This window comes from Bacillus sp. Leaf49, assembly GCF_001426125.1.
GTDB classification, from domain to species: Bacteria; Bacillota; Bacilli; order Bacillales; family Bacillaceae; genus Bacillus; species Bacillus altitudinis.
Window position 1 is genome coordinate 236,582 of record NZ_LMRK01000021.1, and the last position, 23,288, is coordinate 259,869.

Annotated in this window: 33 protein-coding genes and 2 pseudogenes; 10 read left to right on the forward strand and 25 right to left on the reverse strand. The window is 35.5% G+C overall.

Translation table 11 applies throughout. From position 1 onward, the window contains the following. Positions 1–27: 27 nt before the first annotated feature. Positions 28–972, forward strand: a complete 945-nt coding sequence (locus ASG46_RS14330; RefSeq protein ID WP_056704923.1) for an acetyl-CoA carboxylase carboxyltransferase subunit alpha — start codon at positions 28–30, stop codon at positions 970–972. Positions 973–1,373: 401 nt separating this feature from the next. Here the strand turns inward: ASG46_RS14330 and ASG46_RS14340 are convergent, their stop codons facing one another. Then, positions 1,374–1,598 (reverse strand): hypothetical protein, encoded by a 225-nt coding sequence (locus ASG46_RS14340; protein ID WP_047945565.1) that lies wholly within the window; start codon positions 1,596–1,598, stop codon positions 1,374–1,376. A 136-nt stretch (positions 1,599–1,734) separates the two neighbouring features. Then, positions 1,735–1,956, reverse strand: coding sequence for a hypothetical protein (locus tag ASG46_RS14345; protein ID WP_056704928.1), 222 nt, complete (start codon positions 1,954–1,956; stop codon positions 1,735–1,737). 984 nt (positions 1,957–2,940) lie between these two features. On the opposite strand from ASG46_RS14345, the gene ASG46_RS14350 reads away from it, so the two are divergent. After that, a complete protein-coding gene (locus tag ASG46_RS14350) occupies positions 2,941–3,486 on the forward strand; it encodes a hypothetical protein (RefSeq protein ID WP_056704930.1) in 546 nt (181 codons plus the stop codon). A gap of 21 nt (positions 3,487–3,507) precedes the next feature. After that, complete coding sequence (locus ASG46_RS14355) at positions 3,508–3,831, forward strand: hypothetical protein (RefSeq protein ID WP_056704933.1); 324 nt, start codon at positions 3,508–3,510, stop codon at positions 3,829–3,831. A 36-nt stretch (positions 3,832–3,867) separates the two neighbouring features. On the opposite strand, the gene ASG46_RS14360 is transcribed toward ASG46_RS14355, so the two are convergent. The 6 genes and pseudogenes from ASG46_RS14360 to ASG46_RS21480 form a co-directional block, all read right to left on the reverse strand. Beyond that, positions 3,868–4,404 (reverse strand): phage terminase large subunit, encoded by a 537-nt coding sequence (locus ASG46_RS14360; protein WP_235562241.1) that lies wholly within the window; start codon positions 4,402–4,404, stop codon positions 3,868–3,870. Continuing rightward, positions 4,397–4,834 (reverse strand): terminase small subunit, encoded by a 438-nt coding sequence (locus tag ASG46_RS14365; RefSeq protein ID WP_056704935.1) that lies wholly within the window; start codon positions 4,832–4,834, stop codon positions 4,397–4,399. The genes ASG46_RS14360 and ASG46_RS14365 overlap by 8 nt, the downstream gene beginning before the upstream one ends. 143 nt (positions 4,835–4,977) lie before the next feature. After that, a complete protein-coding gene (locus ASG46_RS14370; protein ID WP_056704936.1) occupies positions 4,978–5,577 on the reverse strand; it encodes a hypothetical protein in 600 nt (199 codons plus the stop codon). A gap of 73 nt (positions 5,578–5,650) precedes the next feature. Next, the gene (locus ASG46_RS14375) at positions 5,651–6,169 is read right to left on the reverse strand and encodes a hypothetical protein (protein WP_056704939.1); all 519 of its coding nucleotides are present in this window, start codon (positions 6,167–6,169) and stop codon (positions 5,651–5,653) included. A gap of 109 nt (positions 6,170–6,278) precedes the next feature. Then, positions 6,279–6,735: pseudogene (locus tag ASG46_RS21550) on the reverse strand (sigma-70 family RNA polymerase sigma factor). 16 nt (positions 6,736–6,751) lie between these two features. Then, positions 6,752–6,874: a hypothetical protein gene (locus ASG46_RS21480; protein WP_268414375.1), complete on the reverse strand. Its 123-nt coding sequence runs from the start codon at positions 6,872–6,874 to the stop codon at positions 6,752–6,754. 393 nt (positions 6,875–7,267) lie between these two features. Here ASG46_RS21480 and ASG46_RS14385 point away from each other — a divergent pair, with 393 nt between their 5' ends. Together ASG46_RS14385 and ASG46_RS14390 are read left to right on the forward strand one after the other, a co-directional pair. Next, positions 7,268–8,251, forward strand: coding sequence for a DUF262 domain-containing protein (locus ASG46_RS14385; RefSeq protein WP_056704941.1), 984 nt, complete (start codon positions 7,268–7,270; stop codon positions 8,249–8,251). A 4-nt stretch (positions 8,252–8,255) separates the two neighbouring features. After that, on the forward strand, positions 8,256–8,984 hold the full coding sequence (locus ASG46_RS14390; protein ID WP_056704943.1) for an MAE_28990/MAE_18760 family HEPN-like nuclease: 729 nt from the start codon (positions 8,256–8,258) through the stop codon (positions 8,982–8,984). Positions 8,985–9,120: 136 nt separating this feature from the next. Here ASG46_RS14390 and ASG46_RS14395 read toward each other — a convergent pair. The 3 genes and pseudogenes from ASG46_RS14395 to ASG46_RS14400 form a co-directional block, all read right to left on the reverse strand. Further along, positions 9,121–9,273, reverse strand: a pseudogene (locus ASG46_RS14395) (XtrA/YqaO family protein); the annotation flags it as partial. Between the two features lie 126 nt (positions 9,274–9,399). Beyond that, on the reverse strand, positions 9,400–9,555 hold the full coding sequence (locus tag ASG46_RS21160) for a hypothetical protein (RefSeq protein WP_200939625.1): 156 nt from the start codon (positions 9,553–9,555) through the stop codon (positions 9,400–9,402). Positions 9,556–9,576: 21 nt separating this feature from the next. After that, the gene (locus ASG46_RS14400) at positions 9,577–10,011 is read right to left on the reverse strand and encodes a RusA family crossover junction endodeoxyribonuclease (protein WP_056704944.1); all 435 of its coding nucleotides are present in this window, start codon (positions 10,009–10,011) and stop codon (positions 9,577–9,579) included. Between the two features lie 879 nt (positions 10,012–10,890). Here ASG46_RS14400 and ASG46_RS14405 point away from each other — a divergent pair. Genes ASG46_RS14405 through ASG46_RS21375 form a run of 3 tightly spaced genes read left to right on the forward strand, consistent with a single transcriptional unit; the run spans position 10,891 to position 12,438 of the window. Continuing rightward, positions 10,891–11,220, forward strand: coding sequence for an ImmA/IrrE family metallo-endopeptidase (locus ASG46_RS14405; RefSeq protein ID WP_056704946.1), 330 nt, complete (start codon positions 10,891–10,893; stop codon positions 11,218–11,220). A 10-nt stretch (positions 11,221–11,230) separates the two neighbouring features. Then, positions 11,231–11,848 carry an N-terminal phage integrase SAM-like domain-containing protein gene (locus tag ASG46_RS21370; protein ID WP_235562243.1) on the forward strand — a complete coding sequence of 206 codons (618 nt, stop codon included), beginning with the start codon at positions 11,231–11,233 and terminating at the stop codon, positions 11,846–11,848. Beyond that, a complete protein-coding gene (locus ASG46_RS21375; protein ID WP_080964951.1) occupies positions 11,791–12,438 on the forward strand; it encodes a site-specific integrase in 648 nt (215 codons plus the stop codon). The genes ASG46_RS21370 and ASG46_RS21375 overlap by 58 nt, the downstream gene beginning before the upstream one ends. A 364-nt stretch (positions 12,439–12,802) precedes the next feature. On the opposite strand, the gene ASG46_RS14415 is transcribed toward ASG46_RS21375, so the two are convergent. The 4 genes from ASG46_RS14415 to ASG46_RS14430 form a co-directional block, all read right to left on the reverse strand. Continuing rightward, positions 12,803–13,306, reverse strand: coding sequence for a DUF3102 domain-containing protein (locus tag ASG46_RS14415; protein ID WP_082515497.1), 504 nt, complete (start codon positions 13,304–13,306; stop codon positions 12,803–12,805). A 55-nt stretch (positions 13,307–13,361) separates the two neighbouring features. Next, positions 13,362–13,676: a hypothetical protein gene (locus ASG46_RS14420; RefSeq protein WP_056704948.1), complete on the reverse strand. Its 315-nt coding sequence runs from the start codon at positions 13,674–13,676 to the stop codon at positions 13,362–13,364. 839 nt (positions 13,677–14,515) lie between these two features. Then, a complete protein-coding gene (locus ASG46_RS14425; protein ID WP_056704950.1) occupies positions 14,516–14,695 on the reverse strand; it encodes a hypothetical protein in 180 nt (59 codons plus the stop codon). A gap of 2 nt (positions 14,696–14,697) precedes the next feature. After that, positions 14,698–15,054, reverse strand: coding sequence for a hypothetical protein (locus ASG46_RS14430; RefSeq protein ID WP_056704952.1), 357 nt, complete (start codon positions 15,052–15,054; stop codon positions 14,698–14,700). Between the two features lie 153 nt (positions 15,055–15,207). Between ASG46_RS14430 and ASG46_RS14435 the strand changes: the two genes are divergently transcribed. Both ASG46_RS14435 and ASG46_RS21165 read left to right on the forward strand, forming a co-directional pair. Then, on the forward strand, positions 15,208–15,417 hold the full coding sequence (locus ASG46_RS14435) for a helix-turn-helix domain-containing protein (protein ID WP_056704953.1): 210 nt from the start codon (positions 15,208–15,210) through the stop codon (positions 15,415–15,417). Between the two features lie 42 nt (positions 15,418–15,459). Then, positions 15,460–15,612 (forward strand): hypothetical protein, encoded by a 153-nt coding sequence (locus ASG46_RS21165; RefSeq protein WP_189282567.1) that lies wholly within the window; start codon positions 15,460–15,462, stop codon positions 15,610–15,612. Between the two features lie 113 nt (positions 15,613–15,725). Here the strand turns inward: ASG46_RS21165 and ASG46_RS14440 are convergent, their stop codons facing one another. The 10 genes from ASG46_RS14440 to ASG46_RS14485 form a co-directional block, all read right to left on the reverse strand. Beyond that, entirely contained in the window at positions 15,726–15,953 is a 228-nt protein-coding gene (locus ASG46_RS14440) for a helix-turn-helix domain-containing protein (RefSeq protein ID WP_056704954.1), read from the reverse strand. A gap of 283 nt (positions 15,954–16,236) precedes the next feature. After that, positions 16,237–16,380: a hypothetical protein gene (locus ASG46_RS21170; RefSeq protein ID WP_200939626.1), complete on the reverse strand. Its 144-nt coding sequence runs from the start codon at positions 16,378–16,380 to the stop codon at positions 16,237–16,239. 68 nt (positions 16,381–16,448) lie between these two features. Beyond that, a complete protein-coding gene (locus tag ASG46_RS14450; RefSeq protein ID WP_056704959.1) occupies positions 16,449–17,276 on the reverse strand; it encodes a peptidoglycan recognition protein family protein in 828 nt (275 codons plus the stop codon). 13 nt (positions 17,277–17,289) lie between these two features. Then, the gene (locus ASG46_RS14455; protein WP_056704961.1) at positions 17,290–17,553 is read right to left on the reverse strand and encodes a phage holin; all 264 of its coding nucleotides are present in this window, start codon (positions 17,551–17,553) and stop codon (positions 17,290–17,292) included. Positions 17,554–17,570: 17 nt separating this feature from the next. After that, positions 17,571–17,783: a BhlA/UviB family holin-like peptide gene (locus ASG46_RS14460; protein ID WP_056704963.1), complete on the reverse strand. Its 213-nt coding sequence runs from the start codon at positions 17,781–17,783 to the stop codon at positions 17,571–17,573. Between the two features lie 38 nt (positions 17,784–17,821). Next, positions 17,822–17,962: an XkdX family protein gene (locus tag ASG46_RS14465; protein ID WP_200939627.1), complete on the reverse strand. Its 141-nt coding sequence runs from the start codon at positions 17,960–17,962 to the stop codon at positions 17,822–17,824. Next, positions 17,959–18,237: a hypothetical protein gene (locus ASG46_RS14470; protein WP_056704967.1), complete on the reverse strand. Its 279-nt coding sequence runs from the start codon at positions 18,235–18,237 to the stop codon at positions 17,959–17,961. The genes ASG46_RS14465 and ASG46_RS14470 overlap by 4 nt, the downstream gene beginning before the upstream one ends. Before the next feature lie 11 nt (positions 18,238–18,248). After that, on the reverse strand, positions 18,249–19,628 hold the full coding sequence (locus ASG46_RS14475; protein WP_056704969.1) for a BppU family phage baseplate upper protein: 1,380 nt from the start codon (positions 19,626–19,628) through the stop codon (positions 18,249–18,251). Positions 19,629–19,640: 12 nt separating this feature from the next. Further along, a complete protein-coding gene (locus ASG46_RS14480) occupies positions 19,641–21,536 on the reverse strand; it encodes a right-handed parallel beta-helix repeat-containing protein (RefSeq protein WP_056704971.1) in 1,896 nt (631 codons plus the stop codon). A 12-nt stretch (positions 21,537–21,548) separates the two neighbouring features. After that, on the reverse strand, positions 21,549–23,285 hold the full coding sequence (locus ASG46_RS14485) for a phage tail spike protein (RefSeq protein WP_056704974.1): 1,737 nt from the start codon (positions 23,283–23,285) through the stop codon (positions 21,549–21,551). Positions 23,286–23,288 lie beyond the last annotated feature (3 nt).

A 23,288-nucleotide genomic window follows, 5' to 3' on the forward strand; every position in this document is an offset into this window, starting at 1 on the left:
GGTAAATCATACCCTTTGGAGGATAAAATGAGTTTGGATTTTGAACGTCCTATTATTGAACTAAAAGAGAAATTTGATGAATTAAAGAAAATGATGAAAGAACATAATGTAGATTTATCATCAGAAATTCAAGAATTAGAAAAACGTTTAAATAAAATGCAAGATGAAATTTATTCTAATCTTACACCTTTTCAACGAGTTCAAATTGCAAGGCTACGTAACCGGCCCACGACATTGGATTATATACCTTTATTGTTTACAAACTTTTTCGAACTTCATGGTGATCGATTATATGGTGATGATCAAGCAATGATAGGTGGTATTGCAAAATTTAAAGGGATGCCCGTTACGGTTATTGGTCATCAAAGAGGGAGAAGTACAAAGGAAAATATAGAAAGAAATTTTGGAATGTCACATCCAGAAGGATATAGAAAAGCGCTAAGACTGATGAAACAAGCTGATAAATTTAATCGCCCTATTATTACATTTATTGATACAATTGGCGCCTATCCAGGCAAAGGGTCTGAAGAACGTGGAATTTCTGAAGCGATAGCTCGAAATCTATTGGAAATGGCTACACTTAAAGTGCCAATTGTTTGTATTGTAATTGGAGAGGCATCAAGTGGTGGAGCTCTTGGCATTAGTGTCGGTAACCATATCCATATGTTAGAGTATTCATGGTACTCGGTCATTTCGCCAGAAGGAGCAGCATCTATCCTATGGAAGGATGCTAAGTATGCTCCAGAAGCTGCTAAACATATGAAAATTTCAGCAAAAGATTTAAAGCATTTAGGAATTATTGATGAAATCATTCCTGAAATTAAGGGTGGAGCACAAAATGATTTAAAATCACAAGCAAAATTGATTGAATCTGCAATCGAATCATCTCTTAAAAAATTGATACGATTATCCTCGGAAGAGCTTATACAACAGCGATATGAAAAGTATAGACAAATAGAGAATTATAAATGAAAATACTTAAAACCGTATTACATTTCTGAGGATTCTTACTAAAAAGTTCTAAATATTTTGTAAGTAACCTCTTAAACTGGATATGCTGATACTATTAAAAGTGTGTGATCGGTATGGAAAAGGGATTTTTTGATTCTAAAAATACTGAGAAACAATCTGGTGGATAAAATTCGTCCCCAATTCGCCCCCAATCAAAAGAAACAGAACAAACATTTGTTACCGACAATCAAAAAACCCTTGCTAGGCAAGGGTTTCAACGATGATTCCGACTGGGCTCAAACCAGCGACCTCTATCCTGTCAAGGTAGATATATGGCATACTGTGAGTATCACCAATATCCTCTGGTGTTCCTTAGTATTTTTTAAAAACCGAAAAAAATGTTACCTTTTTATACACCTGTTTTAAGCTTTATCACCATTAATATATTTCACTAACATAGCTGCTGCGTACATAAAGAATGCAGCGATTAAACCATTCACCATACTTCCAAAAACTACAATCAAAATCTGTCCTGCGTAATCTGTCCATGTCTTATCTGGAAATACAGCAATGTTCCATATACTTATGAGCATATAGAATCCAGTCGCAATGATAAAAGTCCAAACAATTAATTTTGATTTGAGCATTTATTGACAATCCCCCATAATCCATTTTCTTCTATGATAACATGAGTTAATAATTAATCTTCAATCAATTCATCGTGATCCATATTCTTAGCTTCATCTAACTCACGTTCTAATCGCTTCTTATCTTGTTATCCTTTCAAAACGTATATGAGCAATATACAGAGTTGGTTTCTTCATAAGTCGAAAAGCTTTCTACTTTCAAATATCCTTCAAAGCCCAAAGCAGCTTTAACTATATTTTTACTCTTAAACAACATATCTCTTTGAATATCATTATCTTTCATGTTTGAAATATCGTCTATAAACATTGTGTGTAATTCAAATCTATTATTCTCATATTCAAATCTAAGAACCTTCACTTTTAATCCTCCTTATTAATTTTCCTTAATTATACAGGGGATTTAGATTGAATGGAAAGAATATCATAGTTTTAAACGACTGAACGCAAATATGCGTTTTGACATAAGCTGATGTCATTTTAAATGACGGTAGGTATTTATGAAATCCCCACTGTAGGTTAAAACTACTCCCTTTGTAATACTGCACTACTGTGTCAAGTGTCCCGAACAGTTTCTCAACCCTCAAGTTTGAGTTTTGATACTTGTGGCTTGTCCTGCATCGTCAGAAACGATACACCCATCCTTCGTACAGCACTTAATGGCAGCTTTCGCCTTTCAGATACATGTGCAAATAGTGAAGCACAGTGGTATCCTATCCTCATTTATCACATCGGCTGAGTCACTACCCTTTTAAGTTTAAAGTGTTAGCACATTCCACGACAGTCTTATCCTTAAAAATGGCATCACTAAAGACAACACCTTGATCCAGGAGTATAGACTGATCCTATTTAGTTAGGTGAGGTAAACTTTACTTGCCTCGTAAAATGCACGACCTATTGAATACAAACTAAATTAAGTTAGAATGGGCTGGTATCATGGGCGCGTACCAACCCATCAGATTAGATAGTGCGCCAACACTTTTCTAATCAGCTAGAAATGACGATCATGAGCAGTAGGAATAGCCCTAATGTGCTCATGATTCTATTAACCTTACATCTAAAAAGAAATTGAATACAATATTATTGAATTCATTGATGATGTAAAGAATGAATTCAATCAAATAAATAAAAAATTAGATAGACAAGTAGCCACTTACATTGATGTGTAGATGGTTTTTTCATGCGTAAATATGCCCTTTTCAAGATGCAAGAAATTAGTAACACATCTAATTAAACAAAGACAAACAGCATGTGATTTAAAGCCCATTTATTCTAATTTATGTAAAATTTTTTCCTTTCTGTGATATCCTCACTATTGAAAAATGATTAGAAAGGAAGTATTCCAATGAAAAAGTTTTTTGTTAAGATGTTGCTAGTTCTCATATCAGCAGCAGTTTTCATTCCCACAACAGCTACATATGCAGCAGAAAAGATTGAACAGAAAGAAAATTTGGCAGTAACTTTCAATCCTACTGAGCTACAAAAACAACTTGCTTTAAGAGATGTACCATTAGAAAAACAAGAGGCCTTGCTTCAAGCATTTAAAGCTATTGAGAATGCTAACAATGATCCACTTGCTACTACAAATGGCCCTAAGGGTGCGGCTATTAAGGCAGCAATCAAAGTAATTAAAGGCTTAGTGAATAACGACTGGGCAAAATGGGTTTTACAGCAACGTTTTGGAAAGGAAGCTGTAAATGGTACTGTCAAAAATGCAAACAAGATCATTAAAGAATTAGAAAAAATTATTGATACTCCAAAAAATGCAGCTGGTAGGGCTCGAAAGGTTGTTTCTGCAGAGCTTAAAAAACATATAGACTCAGGTGTAGCTGATACAATCGGACTTGTTGTTGAATACATCGTTCTCACTGCTGATTTACTTATACTTTAGATAAAAGGATGGTGACTATATATGTCACAAAATCAATTCATTCAGTTCCAAAAAGCCAATGGTTTAGACGATGAAGACGTTCAATTCCTCATCACTCTCTCAGGAGCATTTTGCACCTGTGAAGAAGAAAACAAAAAGGCATATGATATAACAAGGACAGCGTTCATTAGACACTTCGGTGAAGAATTAAACCTTTCAGATATTGAAGGAAACACTAGAGAAGAATATGAAGAGATCATCAATCAATTTCTAAGCAAGAAGGATAAAAAAATCAATGTGGATGAGCTTTTACAATCTTTTTATGATGCAGATATGATGGAGGGATTAAAAAAGAAATTCAATTAATGGCCTTGGTTTGAAGGTCTTTTTTATTGCCATCAATTACATATAGGCACCTCTCTTTAGAAATACTTGTGCTCGTTTACGTGGGTTGTCCGGCTTTGTTTTGTGTGTTAGTTCTTCACGTAGAACCGAGTTCATAATAGTGCTTACTTCTTCATCTGACTTAAATTCTGCAAGCTCTTCAATCCACATAACACCTATTGGAAAGTCAGCGTCTTTGATTGATTTGAGCTTTTCAGGATCGTCAGCCCCTGCAAAATATATCTTGTTCCCTCTCGGCTTGTATGTGATTTCTAACCTAGAAGGAACAAACTTGAATAGATGAGAGACACCCAGCGTTACCGTTGCTTGCTTTATTTGTGCGAAAACAGATTTAACAAGCGTGTTCTGTACTTTACGCAGCACGAGAGCGGAAACAGGGTATTCAATGATGTCTGTTACTACTCCAACACCCACGCTAAACGATTTGCCAGAAGCACGGCCTCCCTTCATAACGTAATGAAGATGCTCTTTTGCTCTCCTGCATCTCCAAAACTCATGAAATGCCGGTGCCAGCACTTCCGATATTTTAATCATGGTCATCGATATCACCTATATCATCAACAATACGAACGCCAACATTTCCCACCATATCAACTTTATCTGTCCACATAGAATGACGCTTCCCTAACAGCTCAGCTGCTTTTACACGATCCTTTAGATAAGGGTCTTTATCTTCTAATTGCTGTGCGCCTTCGCCTAAGCCAACAGGTATTTGCTCTGTTTTCTCTCCACGCATGACAGCAGTTAGAAACTCAAGAATCTCGTCCTGTGAAGCTATCCTTTCAGCATCCTTTTCATCCAACCGCTCTTTTATATAGGATTTAATGTCAGGTTTAGTCAGGTTCTCTTGACCGATTGATTTAGCGGACTTAGAGCTGTATCCTGCTTTCCTAGCGGCTTCTGTAGCATTTCCTAGTTCGATGTAGTAGTCAGCAAAGCGCTTCTGTTTTTCTGTCAGTTTCATTGCATATCAACTTACCCCCTTTTAATTTATTCACTCTAAACTGCCGCCGCACTCTACCTTTAAGCCGATATTTTTTATAGAGATTCTTCACCGGAAGCAGTTTACAGGAACAAAAAAAGCACCTTAATAATAGAGGCGCCATTTTATTCATTATTAGATTGTTCAGAGTTATCACTTGAATTACTTTGTTTTTTAAACTCATTTACTCTGTCCATAAAATATTCTAGGTTTCTATCAAAATAGTGATAATTTATCAGCATAATCATTATTAGAACACCGTTACCAATTTCAAGTATTATCGTTTTTCCGCTGAGTAAGGTTAAATCTGTCCAACAGAGGACTGCTATAGTCACAAATGACAGCATTAAACTTGTAAGTAAGCCTCTTCTCGCATGTAGTTGCCCTAAACGATAACTGTATATGTTTTTAATTCCTTTCCCAAGTTCTTCTTCAATGATTCGCTTATCTATTTTAAATTCTTTATCAAAGTAAACTAACCATTTTCTTTTTCTGTATTCTGGAATTACAAACCAGAAAAACAAACTAATCTGATGAATGATATGCCCTAAAATTAATCCTAGTGCTGCTGCTAGTGCAGTAAAACCTACTAGCGAGAAACCTTTATACTTTAGAATTTGGGGTATATACTCTGGTTTGTTTATTAAATACAGCAGGGTTATAAATATCATAAACACCCATCCAGGGAGTCCCCATCTTACTAAATATTTAGATTCAAAATTCACCTTTATCACCCCCGCCTTTATATCGGCAGAAAGCGAGCACATGGAACTATTCGCAAAATTTGTCGAACGAAAATCAATTTAGTATTATTGGCATTTCAGGAGTATCAAACTTTTTATAGAATTTCTTTAACTCATCCTGCTTCAAAGCATTATTTTGATCACTTCTGAAATCTGGAGATTCTGCATTCACTTTATTAACAATAATATGATCACTCTTAATTGATTTAGCATACTCAATCAATTTTTCAATATAAAATGTTGCTATTCCTCCTTTCCTTAAAGAGCCGTCATGTACATGTATTAGTTGTAGCATTAATGGTCTGTTTTTTTGAGCATCATAAGTCTTAGTAAAACGTTCCGTAATAGAAAATTTTTCGTGAAAATCCATACTGAATAAAGGCTTATCCTCTCTTACATTATATATACAAAATTTACAAGACATGTCATTAATGTGATAACCCGTCCTAATACTTTCTTTCATTCCTTCATCAGAGAATCTAAATTCAATATCTTCATTATGACTTAATAAAGCTTCTGGAAGGCCCCAGTTACGAATGATAGCCTCACTTATATTTTGAGATTCTAGTTTCATTTGTAATTCACATCCAATTCTTATTTTGTAACTTAAGATTATCATAGTTTTATTTAAAATAAGAATTGGTGACGCGGGAAAATTGTGCCTCCCCGTCCTGCCTTCCATTTTACACTACGGATTTTTCGTCTTTCAAGATATGCACAAAGTGGCAATATTGGCATATTTGGTCGATGATATTATCTTTCATCTGCCGTACCTTTTCACGAGACAGGCCCAAGTGAAGTCCAATGGCTCGATAACTCATACCTTCCATCATGCAGTCATAGACCACCCTGTGCTTTTCACCTTCGATTTTGCTTGCTGACTGCCTCTATTGCATATACACGTTCTTCAAACTTTCGAAGTCTCTTAAACAATCTTTCTTCCCTCATATCCATGTCACGTAATTCAGCTTGGCTCTTTCCTTTGCTCCCCTTTGGCAATGTTGCCTCGATGCCGTATTGAGCAACGCCCCAGCTACGCATAGGTATGTCAGTGCCATATAAAACACGTTGAAGCCGTTGAACCTCTTTCGCCATCCAGTGATAATTGTGAATGAGTCCTTCAATCTCTTTTTTGTTCATATTGTTTCCCCTCCCGTTATTTACGCTTGTACGCCCCGCCTTTGACTCTTCTCAGTCTTTGCATGTTTTGCCCCATTAGCTTTCTTAAATCTCTATCAGTGAGCTTCTGCGTGTTCTTTTTAGGCTTTTCCTTCTTCATGGCTGCTCCTTTCTGAGAAATAAAAAAAGGACACCAATCAGCACCCCTAAAAGGTGTTGATCAGTGTCCTCAGGCTCTCCGTCTTGGACTCAATATATTGTTTAATTTGATTATATAATAAATTCTAAGAAGAATAACATTTTTGATTTTTTTCTCATTACTACTTTCCTAATGTTTATTTTTGACTTATTATTAGAAAGATATAACAAAAAAACAAAAGTGAGGAAATATAATGAATGATTTGTATTATCTTGAAGATGAAAAAGTCGAAGAATTCGATGATACTTCCTTAGAATTCGAAGATGAATCTGAAGATCAAATAAATGAAATACCGTCTGAAATAAGAAATTAAGAGTACAAGCTTATGATAAAAGTGTTAGTGATTTAGTAAGGATGGTTAAAGATAAAGAAATCCTATTAACTCCTGAATACCAAAGAAACTTCATCTGGGATACAAATAAATGTTCTTTGCTTGTTGAATCTATACTACTTAACATCCCCATTCCTGTTATTTATGCTTCTGAAGAAAAAGATAGCGTATGGAACATCGTAGACGGTTTACAAAGACTTACAGCTTTGAACCGATTTATTAACAATCAATTTAAATTAAAGGGCTTAAAAGTTTTAAGTGAACTTAATAATCTAAAATATGATGAACTTCCTTCTAAAGCTAGTCGAGTTTTGAAAAATGGTAATCTGAGAACAATATTAATATTTAATGACTCTCATCCAGAAATTAAATACGATATTTTTATGAGACTAAATTCTGGAGCAGTAAAGTTAAACGAACAAGAACTAAGAAATTGCTTGTATAGAGGGCGTTTAAATCAGCTTTTGAAAAAATTAACACATACCCCTAAGTTTATGCAAATCTTAGGGTTGAAGAAGCCTCATAAAAGAATGACTGATCAAGAAATGATATTAAGATATTTAGCTTTTTCTGAAGGATATAATGAATTAAATAATAATATGGAAGGCTACAAAGGTGCTACAAAGACATACTTAAACAGTTATTTTGAGAAAAATCAGGATATCTCTGAAGTGAAATTACACCAACTTGAAAATAAGTTTAATAGTGTGATTGATTCTGTGTATGAAGTTTTTGGAGACAAAGCATTTAGAAAATTGAACGAAGATGGATATGAAACAAAAATCAACAAAGCCATTATGGATGTGATAATGATTAGTTTTCAAAATTATACATTTGAAAGAATTCAAGCAAAGAAAGCAGAAATATTATTAAATTACAAAGAGATACTAACTGATCAAGATTTCAACAAATCCGTAACTCAAGGGACATCAGATACAAAAGCTTTAGAATATAGATTAAGTTCTTGGATTTCTAAAATGGAAAGTACTATGTCAACAGTGGGGTAAACTAATGAATATGCAAAGCTTTCAAAACTTTACTGAAGCACTTAAAGAAGTTGAAATACTTACAAAACTAGCTGAAAAACTGGAAAAATATGAAAATAGCTACGCAACATTAATAAAGAGCGCATTATTGCTTCTTACCGCTAAATTTGAAGTGTTTCTTGAAGATATAGTTACTGAATATATTGATACCATAAACGATATGAATATAACAAACCTTGTACTCTCAAATAAACTTAAAATAACGCACTCAGCGGTATTACTTAAAAAACTTATGGATTATATCGAACATCCGAATAAGGATCCAGAAAAAATCGAAGTATTTAAAGAATTATCTATATTATGGTCCAATGAGGAGAATAGTGTATCTCCTCTTAAAATTCCTAATAAATTTAACTACGGTAAACATGGATCTAAAGAGGTACAAAAACTTTTCAAGAATATTGAACTAGATATTTTTGATAAAGTTACTATTTATTATAATGAAGAAGACTCTCTCTTAGATGATAAAGAAGAAATTAATATGGATGTAATTATCAATAACATGACAAATCAAAGAAATAATATAGTACATCAAGATAAGAGTCCCAACATGACTCATAAACAGATAGATAGTTATTTAAACACTTTAAATGACTTTTCAAAGGAACTATGTGTAGTGTTAAATAAAAAAATATTTCTTTTTAAAGAGGCTTGCAAGTCATACCAACAAGTAGCATTCTCAAAAGAAGTGTAATATTTTTCCCTTTATAAATAGATGCACTTAAAATAAAATTCAAAAAGACACTGAATATACTTCAGTGTCTACATTACTTTTCCTAAAAACAATCACTAAATCTTTTAACTTAAACTTCGAAACTAATATTCTAATATCATCTCACCTTGAACCCTATCTCATGGTCAACTCTCGCAAAATAACCTTTAGCAGTTTGAATGATTGTTTTTCCGTGTTCAGGTGCGTCTGTGATATGGGCTGTACCTTCGTTGCCGTCAATCACGATGATGCGGACCTTCCCAGGTTCTAAATTCTAATGAATGGTTGTTTCAAAATCCTTTATTTCTTTTGGTTTCATCCGCTCCGCCCCGCTTCCATGTGTTATAATTAAAGTGTGAGATTTAATTAGCACTGGAGCAGCGGCTTCGGTGTTTTTTTATGCCCCTTTATCCATCTGGAACGTTGGTGACGGTTTTAGTTCTTCTCGGTAAACGATAGGATGTTTTGCTAGATACGCCTCTAGCTCTTCTTTGGTCATCTTCCAAGTGACATCCGGCCCCGCTGTATACGGATTGTTAGACTTTCCGCTCATATTTTCTACCCGCCTTCCTTTTCAGTTCGCCAATTCAGTAATAATAATTTCGACTCGTGGATTTTCGCTGTAGAACTTACAGACTTTCAATTCCACTACTTGACTATCATCCTTGTAAATTAGATTGTTTAATGCGTCTTTAATGCCTTTTGAATAGTTATCAACATCCGGCTTTGTTGTGGGCCTTAGAATTCCTTTTTCAGCACATGCTTTTTGCTTCTTAGAATCTGAAATTTTCTTTGTCATTGGTCTGAATACTCTGATATCCTTTGAGACAGGTCCCGTTATGAGTTGATTTGGTTTATGTTGTGAAGCAACTAAAGCCACGTAATGCTTAAAATCTTTTGATTTCTGCGGATCATGCATAACGATTTTTCTTTTTCCAGTATTCCTTGTAGACGCTCTTGGTCTCCCTTGCGCTACTGGCTCGCCATAAACTGTAAATGCTATTATCATGTCAACCTCCCGTCATCCCGCAGCCATTGCAGGAGCTTCCTTTCTCTGAATCTAGCTGTGAAAGTGATAGTGATTAGCGCTGCCATCGTCTTCATGCTGTCTTTCCTTCCAACGCCCTTGCTTCGACTAACATTCTGTCTAACATTTCGATGACTGGCTTTAGGCTTTGCTTACTTTCTGTGGTGTTACAATCAGGACAAGGGAAGAAGCCCGCCATGAAAGTATTTTCGTTTATGACGACTTTCGATCCGTTACATGGTTCACACATTTAAAACGCTCCTTCTAACCGATGATTTAGCTTTATATTTTTCTCAATCGTTACAGCAAAGTTCTTACACATTGAGAAAAATCGTGTGCCGAATGCTTCATCCATTTGTATGAAGTCCTCAAAATTCAGATGAAAGCATGATCGGTTTTTGATGTTGATAACGATAATTAATGATTTCTTGCATTTGCAGAAACGGCCATGTCTTCAGCTCGTCATTTTCATTTGTTCTTGATTTGAATAGATCATCAATAAAAAGCACGTCTATGTTTTTTAAAAGGTCCATCTTCTCTGATAACTTATCGAAATTTTTTCTAAGATCCTTCAAACTGGGCTATTTTTCAGAACAAAAAACAGAATGAATGTTCTTTTTCACTTGAAAATAAGTCGTTAGCCTCAATTAATTTATTCTAAACCATACTTTTATCCAGTGTTAATGCAGTAAATTTGGAGGGGATGCTTCACATGTTAAACACTTATACTCAAAGCCATTTAGAAGACTGGATCGGGAGGTTTTAAGAGGTAAACAGATTACATCGCCATCAGACTTAGAAATAATTGAATTATGCCGAAAAATGAACATTTTCATCGTGCAACATGAAAAACGAACCTGTATGACTGAGATATGCGGTGTCTATGTTATAAGCATTGATAGTAGATCAGATCCATTTCAACAAAGATGCGAACTAGCGCATGAACTTTGGTACATTTTGATTGAAGGTGGGAACAATGCAGTGATGCCACATCAATGGAAACAATACCAAGAATACAAGGCGAACTATTTTTCATACCATTTCTGCATTCCGACATTCATGCTGAAAAATTTAAACCTACCCGCTGATCAAAACAAAGCAGCACTACTTGTCGCAGATATTTTCAAAGTGACTTGCGAATTTGCTAAACGTAGGCTAGGCCTATACTACAACAAAATCAAATATCATTGAGGTGTTAAGAATGGGAACTATTGAACAAAGAAGTAAATACACTTTCCGTTTGACCACTGAGGGTGAGTATGTAAACGGTAAACGCAATAAAGTGAGAAAGCCAATAAAAATAACAGATGAATCATTGTTGAAAAAACCCAAGAAACTTGAAAAATTTCTAGAACAAGAGTTACTAAAATTTGAAATTGAGGTTCAAGCGGGTGCCTATATTACACCTGAGAAAATGGTTTTTTCAAAATTCGTTGATGAGTGGCTTGAGAAAAAGGCAACCAAAATTTATGAAATTACTAAGCTAGATGTAGTAAAGCAACACATGAAAAATCATATCCTTCCTGCTCTAGGTGATAAGGAACTTGGTAAAATTAATAGCAAAAAAATTGATGATTTAATGCATTCTCTTACCCTTGACGGTGCTAGAAAAGATGGAAAAAAAGGCGGTTTAGGTTCTGCTACGCAAAAAGATATCTATTCTATTCTTGATAGAATTTTCAATACTGCTGTTCATGAGTGGTCGATCCTTCCTGAGAACCCTATGAAAGGACTAAAACCACCAAAAATCGAAAAAAAGAGATGGGATTTTTTGATTCAGAAGAAGCTGCTTTGTGCATTTCTAAACTATATGAATTAGAGCCTATTTGGTGGAGAATGTATTTTTTAACAACGTTAATTGCCGGTACAAGAAGAGGTGAGGGTCTGGCTTTAGAATGGAAAGACGTTGATTGGGATAAAGGAGGATTGAATATAAGCCGCAGTTTGTCCAAGACTAAAAATGGAGAAGCGTATATAAAAGCCACTAAAAACAAAAAAAGTCGTTTCGTTTCAATGCCTGAATGGTATATGGAAGATTTACAGAAATATTATTTGTGGTGGAGGAAAGAAAAAATGAAAGTTGGTGAAGAATGGGAAGGCGGTACATTTGAATTTTTATTCCACAACGGCATCGGAAAACCATTTTACTATACAACTCCAACCGCTCGATGGGATAAGTTTAGAAAAAAAGCTGAGATAAAAGAAATAAGGCTTCATGATCTAAGGCATACAATGGTTACTCTTCTTATTGAAGCTGGTGCTCAAATGAAAGCCATCCAAAAAAGAACTGGTCATGAAAGCCTTAAAGTTCTTTCTGACACATATAGTCATGTAACAGAAAAAGTTGATAAAGATACAGCTGATAAATTCGATGTGTTTAAAACAGCTCGTAGCGAAACCGGAAATTAATTTAAATATTAATAGACCATTTGATCAATTTCATAACTTTTTTTGAAAGAATGGCCCCACAAGTCGAAATCTTTGTTTTATGTGGAAAGATAAAAACAAAAAACCCTTGCTAGGCAAGGGTTTAAACGATGATTCCGACTGGGCTCGAACCAGCGACCTCTACCCTGTCAAGGACGAGACACGTTTTCTGACTAATTCTAACACATTCTAAATAATCGTCCTAACCNGATGATTCCGACTGGGCTCGAACCAGCGACCTCTACCCTGTCAAGGACGAGACACGTTTTCTGACTAATTCTAACACATTCTAAATAATCGTCCTAACCCTTGGTACATAAAGGTTCATTCGATTTTGTTTCCTACCTTATACTGAGTGATTCTTATTAGTAAAAACATTTCTTGTGACACCACTGTGACTCAAATCCTCAATCAATTCATCATGATCTATGTTCCTAGCTTCATCTAACTCCCGTTCCAGTCGCTTTTTATCTTGTTCAGCTTCTTTTAAAGCCTTCTTCACTTCACGCAGCTCACGTACAGTCATCTCATCTACAGTTTTTGTTACGCCTGTGGATGGGATTTGGTGAGGAACATTTCTGCTTCCTTCTGGGAAACTTGCGATTTCATATAGTGCTTTTAAACCTAAATTTGCGCCCGGGCGCAAATTTGACTCACTCAGATTATCAAACACTTTTATAAACCTGCTTGCCTGGAATGTATCAATTTCTACTGATTCTAACCACTTCATCCACTCACCATGAACCAAGTCATTCTCTTTCACGTGTTTCAACCGTCTGCCAATCTCAAATATGGCCTGTCCAGCTACTTGCTTAATATCATCATTTAAAATGATAGTGGTGACCGGCATAGTGTTCCTATCATACTGACAGGTGCTCTAATCAACCGCCCCAAATATGGGTTCGTTAAATCATTTCATTTTCTCCTACTATAGATGAGTGAGCCATGATCTCTAAGTAGATTGCTATCCCTGATGATATTTTGTAGGTAGCCAAAGTGAAAAGCAACCTTGCTTCTTTTCTTCGTCCTCCTCTATAAAAGCGATATGCCATTTTCAAGTTGATGCTGCTAACTCTAATTGGGATCATTAAAAAGTAAAAAACATTGTTAATAGTAAACCTCACTTTTACGTTCTTCTCTCGAATTTCTCTATATGCTGTATAAGATGTAGTGAGGTATGCTAATGCCACAAATAGTAACAGTAAACCTAAGTAATCCATTTTGTTTTCCTCCTGTTTGATATACGACGACGTCGTCGCATTTATTTTCACAATTAGTCTTGACTTGTCGTTTGCTTTTTGGCTTGATAGGTTGAAAGCAATGGACAACGGCTGGACAAGTTGTCTGCCTGAATTTGCTTGTAAAAAAATAAACAAACTCAGACAGGCGACTGATCATCTTGATAGTGTATCAAGCTTATGGTATCCGTATGTGTCACCCTATTTGCCGTTGGTTATTCCCCAAACAAGCCTACTGTGTCAAGTGTCCCTAACAGTTTCATCAGCCCCCAGATTTGGGTTCTCCTACTTGTGGCTTGTCCTGCATCGTCAGAAACGATACACCCATCCTTCGTACAGCACTTAATGGCAGCTTTCGCCTTTCAGATACATGTGCAAATAGGGAAGCACAGTGGTATCCTATCCTCATTTATCGCATCGGCTGAGTCACTACCCTTTCAAGTTTAACGTGTGTTAGCGCATTCCACGACAGTCTTACCCTTAAAATAGGCATCACTAAAGACAACACCTTGATCCAGGAGTATAGACTGATTCTATTCAGTTAGATGAGGTAAACTTTACTTACCTCACAAAATAGACGACCTCATGAAGGTCGTATACGTTTTGGGTACGACCTATGTTTAAATGAGGTTTGGTTCACTATGAACCAGACCCTATTGAATATAGATTAAAAATAAGTTAGAATGGGCTGGTATCATGGGATTTGTACCAACCCATCAGATTAGATAGTGCGCCAACACTTTTCTAATCAGCTAGAAATGACGATCATGAGCAGTAGGAATAGCCCTAATGTGCTCATGATTTTCTAAATAGCTTCCCCATTAATTTAAACCCACTACAGCTAACTCTTCACGACCATAAATATCAAGCATGTTGTACTCATCATCAGCGACTCCATATTGATCATTGCTATGTACTTCTTCAATTGTTCCTAGTCCGTATAACGTTTGTACTCTTTGACCTACAGATAGCTTCCAGTTTGGATTAACATTGTTTAACATGTTCATTTCCCCTTTGTAATTGGTTTAGTTGGATCAAGGATAATGCAATCAAATTCCGTTTCTTGATTCTTCGGTTCTAATATCTTCAAATCGGTTAAGACTTCCCACAGTGTTATCTGTTTCAATAAATGTGTAACGACCTCAGCAAGCGTTTCTAAGTCTGCGTATGGAACGTTTCTTCCTATATACCAGATCGTTCCCTCATCGTAGTTACCATCAGTTCGTTGAGTGATTTCAGCTAAAACAATCTGGCCATCACACTCCCCTACTGCATAACCTTCTTTAACGATGATTGCTGAGTAAAGATTGTTTATTTCTTGTGTGTTGAATTCAGTTTGCACAACATTGACACATTTCATATAACTCTCCTTATTTGAAGTTCGACTTGTTATACTTAATATACGCTATATAATTTTACTCGTCAACACTTTTTATTCTTTTTATTCGATTTTTCGCTTTTAAGGTTCGACTTGTGATATAATAAGTGTAGAATACGACTGAGGAGAGTTATAATGAGAATCAGTTTTAAACCAATGGAAATCACTCTAATTAAACGAGATAAAAACAGAGAAGATTTAAAAAAAGATTTAGGGATTTCAGGCTCCACACTTGCAAAAATGACTAGAGGTGAAGTTGTCTCTTTAGCTGTTATATTGAAAATCTGTGAATACCTAGATTGTCCCATTCAAGAAGTTGTTGAATTTGTAAAGGAAGAGTCTTAAAGCAAAAGTATTAACAGTACATCAAACAAAGGGGTAATGTACATGAAGATCAATAAAATCCGTTCTGCGCTTTATAAATCAGCTAAGATACTTGGTGATGTGAATGCTGTTCAAAAGGGTACAGTAGGCAAGAGAATAGCTAGAAGAGCCGCAGGAAAGGCAACAGGAAGACTATTGGGGAAATTGTTTAAATGACCACTTACATTTATGTGTAGGTGGTTTTTTTATAACGTAAAAAAAGCTCCTAAATTAATAGGAGCCGTAGTAGTATAACGAATCTTGGAAGAAAAAACGAATACTTATTAAGTTTAATCATAAGGACGGTATTTCTTTCGCCCTTCTTCTAATTCTTTTTTAAGATCCTGTACATGTTGCAGTAAGAACAAAGCGACTGTACCAACCTTTTTAACAGGTTTGAGCTTTCCAGAATTAATGAGGGCACTCAGACGTTGCCGAGTAACATCAAGTGCCTCACAAGCTTCTGAAGATGTTAAGACTTCTTCTTGAATAAACTTAACTTTTTCATGTTCGTTCATCTTTTCTCTCTCCACATCATTATTAATCCTTTTAACAAGGTGATTACAACGGCTGCTAGTAATACAGTATTTGCAATTTTTCCTGAAATACCCTGGCTTGTTGTGTCAATTACAACAATACCAGCAATCAAGATCAACATAACCGCAAAATCAGCTGTGCTATAGTGTTTAAAGTATTTTCTCATATTATTGTGGACGTGTGTACTTGTGGTATACTGATACACTAATTTGCAGTATACTATTATAGAGAGCAAGGGGATTTCTCCCCTTTTCTCTATAGTACTTAGCGCTTCTTGCTTGCTCGGCGGGAGCGCTTTTTCTTATTCTTTCTATGCTTTTCGCTTTCCTTTGTCCATATATCGTATATATGTTTGACAATGGTTGCAATTCCTGCGATAGAAAGAATCCAATTTCTCACCTCGTCCACGTTAGCACCTCCTTTCTATACTTTAATTATAGCATATCTATTTACCGTTGTAAACAGTTTTGTTAAATTTACTTCAATAATGATGCAAGTTTTGCTCTAGTTTTATCACCATAAATTCCGTCAGGTACTAAGCCATGCATAGACTGGAATCGTCTTACCGCATCAGCTGTTTTTGCTCCATAGTACCCATCAATACCATTGTTTTTAGCACCTTTTTCTGGGTAGAAATATAATGCAGCTAACGCTTCTTGAATTTGCTTTACAGCCGTTCCTTTCATCATAGGTGTACTTACCTTAAAGATGCCTTTAGGAAGCGTGTACTTAGCTTTAGAGGATGGTTTAGAAGATGTTTTTGTTGAGGTAGTTTTAGGTGGTTTTGATGCTGAAGAAGTCTTACCTGTGATTGATTTCAACTCTTTTTCAATTGATGCTTTAAATGAATCCCATCGACCTTCTGCAAGAATGCGGTGTGGACAATACTTTCCAGACCAATCTTGATGCTTACGGATTCTATCAACGCCCCAACCACGTTCTTTTAAAAGTTGTGCGATAAATTTAATGGCCATTGCTTCAGCCTTTTTATATTTGTCTCCACCTGATTTTGAATAGCAGATTTCTACACCGATTGATGTTCTATTTCCTGAGTTTACTGCTTCTCCATCTCCTGTGTGTCTAGCTGAACGATCAACTGGAACACCTTGTACAACACCGTCACCATCTACAGCATAGTGGAATGATACAGGCTGGTTGTTACCGACCATATAATTAACCTCATTAGCTGCAGGAGCATCATTATAAGTGTTATGTACTGTAATGTATTTTGCATTCATTGAGTAAGGTGCTTTTAATCTGTGTTTAGATGATGCTACTAAGTTCTTTTTAATTGTAATTGCCATATTATCTACTCCTCTATTTTGTTAGTCCTTTTTGTTTGAGTGTTTCTTTTTGCAAATGCCCTTTAGAAGTTACATAGTTGTTTTTAAACCATGCTGTAAGTGTTGTTACCAATGTAAAGACCATTGAACCAGCAAGGTATAAAGTTTCAGCCAATGAAGTGACTTGATCTTCCTCAATTGGCAAAACAGGCATACCAAACATAATCAACGATTGATTGATAAGTGCAATTAACAGAAGCACTGTTCGAATTACTGTTCCTTTATCAAAGTTTTTCATGTAATAATACCTCTTTCTTATTTTTGGTTTCTTTCAATACGATCCAATTTTTCTATTACTACGTCATACTTCTCACTAAATTTTGCTAGTACATTGTTTTGAGCATCTATCTGTTCATTAAGTTTGTTTTCTCGCTCTTTGGTTGTGTTTAGTACATAAAACAACACCCAACAAAACAACACCGCAAATGGCCCTTGTGTCATTAGATATTGCGCCAAATCCATTTCCATTTATAATCACCTCTTTCTCATAGGCATAAAAAATAAGCCTATACCTCGTATGGCTCACCTGTGATATCTTCATATTGTTCAGGAGTAATTCTTCCTGCGGCTACAGTGTTGTACACCATTTCCTTAGTCCATGTACCTCTTTCATAAAAACTTTTGATTCTGCTGTACCAATCAATCATGATGGATCACCACCACTTCCCATTGCCAGTAAGTAATAAAGTTCAGCAATTTGCTCTTCCATAATTTCTAATGCTGAAGGTTGTGGTTTTGGCTGTAAACTATCAATGTATTCTTTGGATGCTGATTCACTCCAAGACTTTTTCTTAGGATCATATTTAGGTAGATAGAATCCGACCGGTTGTACGTCAGTAGCGTTATCAGGGATTTCAATCGCATCATCAATCACATCTTCGTACAGATACATAAATTGATCATCATAGTAAAAAATTTGCATGTTTTTCTCCTTTACCAAAGCGGTATGGTTTCGTTTATTTCAATTCGTGTCACTTTCGTGTTATCATTTGCATTTATTCCGTCGAATCTGAGTGATCCGTCCTCTGCAAAAGTCATTCTCGCTAAACCATATGAACCTATTGTCGCACCAGTAAAGGTGGTAATTGCAGAAGGTTTTTGAGCAAATCGAGCAATATTAGTGTCATTTGCTGGTGTACCTTCGAATGATCCTCTTATATATAAAACATTCTGTCGAATAGAATACTTTAACGGGTTTGCAGAAAAGTGTTTAGTTGTTCCATTGAATAGCGTTACTAAATTCCACGCACTACCTAACTCATCATCAGTTAGAATCCGTTTCCACCCTGACCACACGCCGTTGTTTAAATAGTTAGTAAATACATTATTTAAAAAATCTGTAGCATACACCCACCCATAAGTTGCTTTACTGTTAGCAGTATCAGTCATATGGTACATACCTCTAAACGATCTAGTATTAGGCAAGTCTCGCGAACTAGCTATTGCGTAAAACGTCCCTTGGCCTAATCCGTTATTTATTATTGATTCTAAAATACTCCCAGAAGTATCTTTTAGAGAAATCAATGGAAGTCCAGTATCTTCAGTAATTTTCATTTTCTGAAATCCTGAAACAAAGTCTTTTGACTTTTGCAAAGCTGCATCTGCTTTCGATTGCGCTCCTCCAGGTGTTTCAGCTTTTTCATCTGTGTATTTCTTGGCTGCTATTAGTGCTGCATCTACTTTAGCCTGTGAACCAGTTGTTGTTTCTTTTGCATCCCATGACTTTTGTTTTGCTTCAGTGACATGTAGATTTGTATCCTTAGCGTGTTCATCTACCTTAGCTTGTGCGCCTTCTTTAGTCTCGATCTTATCTAATTCTTCAAACTTTGCTTTTAACTCCTCTAAAGTTTGTTTTGCTTCAGACGACATTTTCTCTATTGCATATTTAAGTGTCTCAAAATCATCAATATAGTATTCTGCTAGGGGTACAATGTCTTGATCTACTAAACTTTGTTCGATATTGAATGTAAATTCATGAACTGACATTGTTTGACCATTACTGTAAAATAAAACAAGGACAGCTTTCACTGTCCCATACTGCTTAATCTCATAATCATCAAGAATGTATTCCGCCTTACCATCCACTTTATCAAGGATTGTAACTTCCCTCATTCTTTTTGAGCCGTTAGCGAAGACCATTGTTAGTTTCCCTTTTAAAGCAGACAAAGGCAATGTCTCTCCATCTTTGAAAATCTGAAAGTCTAGTTTAGCAGTGCCTTTATCCATTGTAGAAAACCTTATTTTAGTACCAGTCACTCCTTGATTATAAGGGTTTACAGTGAATTCGATTGGTGCTTTTTTGTAAACAGGCATGTGTTCCCTCCTTTAAGAAATGTTAGCAGGTGTGGTAATCGGATTGCTGCTTGAATCTTTATAGCTATCTGAGTAACCTGATCCTTTAACGTTATTTCCATAGTGTGTAATGTTGGATGTTGTATTAGTAAAATTAATACCATGTCTCATTTTCTTACCTGAGACTCGAATTTCTGTAATCTTCGAATCACTTACCCCAGTCATCAGGATAAGTCCATCATATTCATTATCCGATCCAGAAACAGAACGAGTACCAGCATTAATAACTGTATCGTTGTTAGATACAAAACCTTTAGAATTTCCAGAAACAGAAATACCAGAATAACCAGTATTCACGATGGTATTATCTTTTGATGTTACATAATCACATGATCCTTCTTCTAAGCGTATACCGTTACCCTTAACATCTTTAACTGTGTTATTTTCCACAGTACCATAGCTACTTCTTGTAACAAGAATTCCATGATGTCCTGTATTCTTTACAGTGTTATCTTTAATAATGAAATCATTAACGTCTGACACTTGAATACCGTGCTTTAATTTAACTCCATCAATTGTATTTCCGATGATTTGAACATCATCAATTGTTTGATAGCTTTTTCTTCCATACACTTGAATTGCGTGTTTTTCTGTGATGTTTGTGAAAGTATTGTTATTAATTTTTTGTCTTTTTACTTTGTTAATACGGTTAGTAGGATTGCCATTAGCGTCTTGGGTGTATTTAGAATTGATAGCTGGTAGAAGTGTTCTTACGCCTCCATAGCAGTTGTTAAATGTATTCCCTTCTATTGCTATGTCTTGCCATTTGTTCCCCGACACAGCCCATTCTGTGGTATCCTCAACGGTGTTATTTTTAAAGTTAATGTGAGAATATAGATAACCGTCAGTGCTTGTGTGAGAGTCAATTGCCCTTGCATAACCACCAAGTTTTTTAGATTTTCTAAACTTACAATTCTCTACATTGATTTTTCGTGTAACTGTGTTGTCGTATGCTCCAAATGATCCAAAGTTTTCGGATGATCTCATTAAATCAACCTGGATTGCAGCTGAAAACCATCTGTCTCCTTTATAGTCCACATACCCTTCGAATTTAATATCATCGAAATCACTTTCTTCTACTCCTGCTAAATCAAAAGCATGACCTCCACATACATTGCTTACTGTAATCCCAGACACTTTAATACCTCTAGCATGACCGAAACCAAAGACTGAGCATTGTTCTTTCACTCTGTCTCCAGCACTATCTAATTCACCGTAACCATCAATTTTAATATTCCCATGTCCATTGTATCCAGTAAACATATCTCCACTCTGTCCATTTACAAACATTGATCCTACAAATCCATCTTCTCTAGCTAGGTAAACCCCATCTGAAAATGTAATGCGTGTATCTTTATAGATAGTCAGCTTTTCAGAAATCGTATAATTGCCTGGTGGAATAGCAATCCAAATTGGATAAAGCAATCCCAGCTGCAATGCTTCTTTCATAGCCTTAGTGAAATTTCCATTGTGCTTTCTCAATATCTCTTTAAATGGTACAGTCATTCTTGCGTCATCAATTTTGTTGTGAGTTAATTGAAAATCATAGTCCAATCTTTCATCTAACGTGGCCAGTATCTTTGCATCTAAGGCTACTCTGGATACAATCAACTCTTTAATATTGTTGCCGTCTTGTTCAGTTGCTAAATTTGACATTTTAGCTCTTAATCTATTCACTAAAGCAGCTAATTCAAATCCTTCGTGATTTATATTTTTTGAGCTGTGAGCTTTGGAGCTGCTTTTGTGATCACTAATAATCCTCTCTAAATCATTTAAGGCTCTCTCAATAGTGGCCATATCACCCTTTAACGCTGCTTGATAAACAGAGTTTAAAATCGTTGGGTATTCTTTTTTTAGTCTTACCGTCATTCCTTCACTCCTTTATTGAGATGTAAAGTCAGCTAACCGAACATCATCAAAATATTTTTTTGTCTCAAGGATTTTTTTGGTTGCATTTAATTGATAATCAACAATGCTTCTTCTTGTGTTGGAGAATATTAGTTTGGGGCTTGAATAGGGGTTTAAGGGGTTATATTGAATTTCTATGAGCCTAACATCAGATTCATAGGTTATACCGTAGCCAGTATCAGCTATGATATGTAGCGTGTCACCTTTCCAAAACTCTTCTTGAATATCTAATAGTTCTTCATCGAAAACATTCACATAATCAATTTCAACTGTGATTTCTGGGAATGGATTTACATGTTTCTTCAATTTAGAAAGCATAGTTGATGGCTTCTTAATTGTTTCATCTTTCAAGGGCTCTCCCCAACGATACTCACCGTCTAACAAATATTTATCTTCATCAGGGTGAATATATAAGATAGGTTCAAATAAATACTCAGGTTCCTTTGGCTTCTCTTTGTCTTTATCATCAGTTGATGCTGTTTTATTCTCTTTCATAGCGCCATATCCCCAAGCTCTAGTTGTACTATTTTTTGTTGAGAAAGAAACGTTGATGCCTTTCATATTTACTCTGGAATCCAATGTATGGTCAATTGTTTTGCCCATTTTCTTATAAACAATTATTTTGTAGTTATCAACATCTAACTCTGCTTCATAGTCTTCTATAATTTGAGACAGTAATTCAGAAGAGTTCTTATCACCAAAATTCTCTTGTTCAATTTCAGGAAACTTGCTTTCACTATCTTTCAAAACGTATGTAAACTTTGTATCCTTTAAAGCAATATCTAAAGCTTCTTTTATTTTCATTTTTTTAGTAATTGGCTTTACATCGTCATTTCTTTTGTTAATAAGTAATACAAAAACGTGACTTGCTTTAATAGATTTTGTTACAGTGCCATTTTCATCTTGTTTCAGGTCAACATCGGTTATGAAATATTTTTGATGCTTGTGTACTTTCTCATCGAGATATATAACATTATCAGGAACAAGTAAATTAAATTCAGCTTGGTTATCGGTAGTCCTTATGAGATTGAAGGTAATATCTTTCTTCCCTTCTGCATTATCAGTCATATCAATGGATGTCCCAATGATCTCAATTAAGTCTTTTCCGTCTTTAGAAGCAACAAAAATTTGATTAAAATAAGTGTCTTTAGGTAGGTTCTCATTTTTTTCAGATTCCGATCCCAAATCCTCTTTACTCGGGAAGGGTAGATCAGTATCAGGATTATCAGGAACATCGGGATCATCTGGCACGTTAGCTATATCATCGTATTGAGTCAGATTATACGTCTCAATAATATTGATCAATTTAGAAGGGTAGTTGATATCTGTCGCATATCCAGCATCTTTGACAGCCTGACAAGCCTTCTTATAGTTTTTCTCACCAACAACTGCTTTGTACCTTGATAAACGAGTGTATAAACTTCCTAAATCTTCTAAGCTTTGAGTATATGATGGGTATTTTCTAAACTTTGCTTGAATTCGGGTTACATTACCACGCTTATCTTGTTCATAAGTCCACATCAAAACATATTTGCCATTATAAGTTCCCTTAACACCAAATAAATTCTTTGCAGACTTAGCTAGTCCACTTTCACCAAACCCACTCTCTAAGCAACCTTGAGCAATAACTAGACTGGACAATACATTATACTTTTTATATACCTTTTGAGCGCCTGAAGACAGATCCTTTATAAAATCTTTCGCTGCCATTTT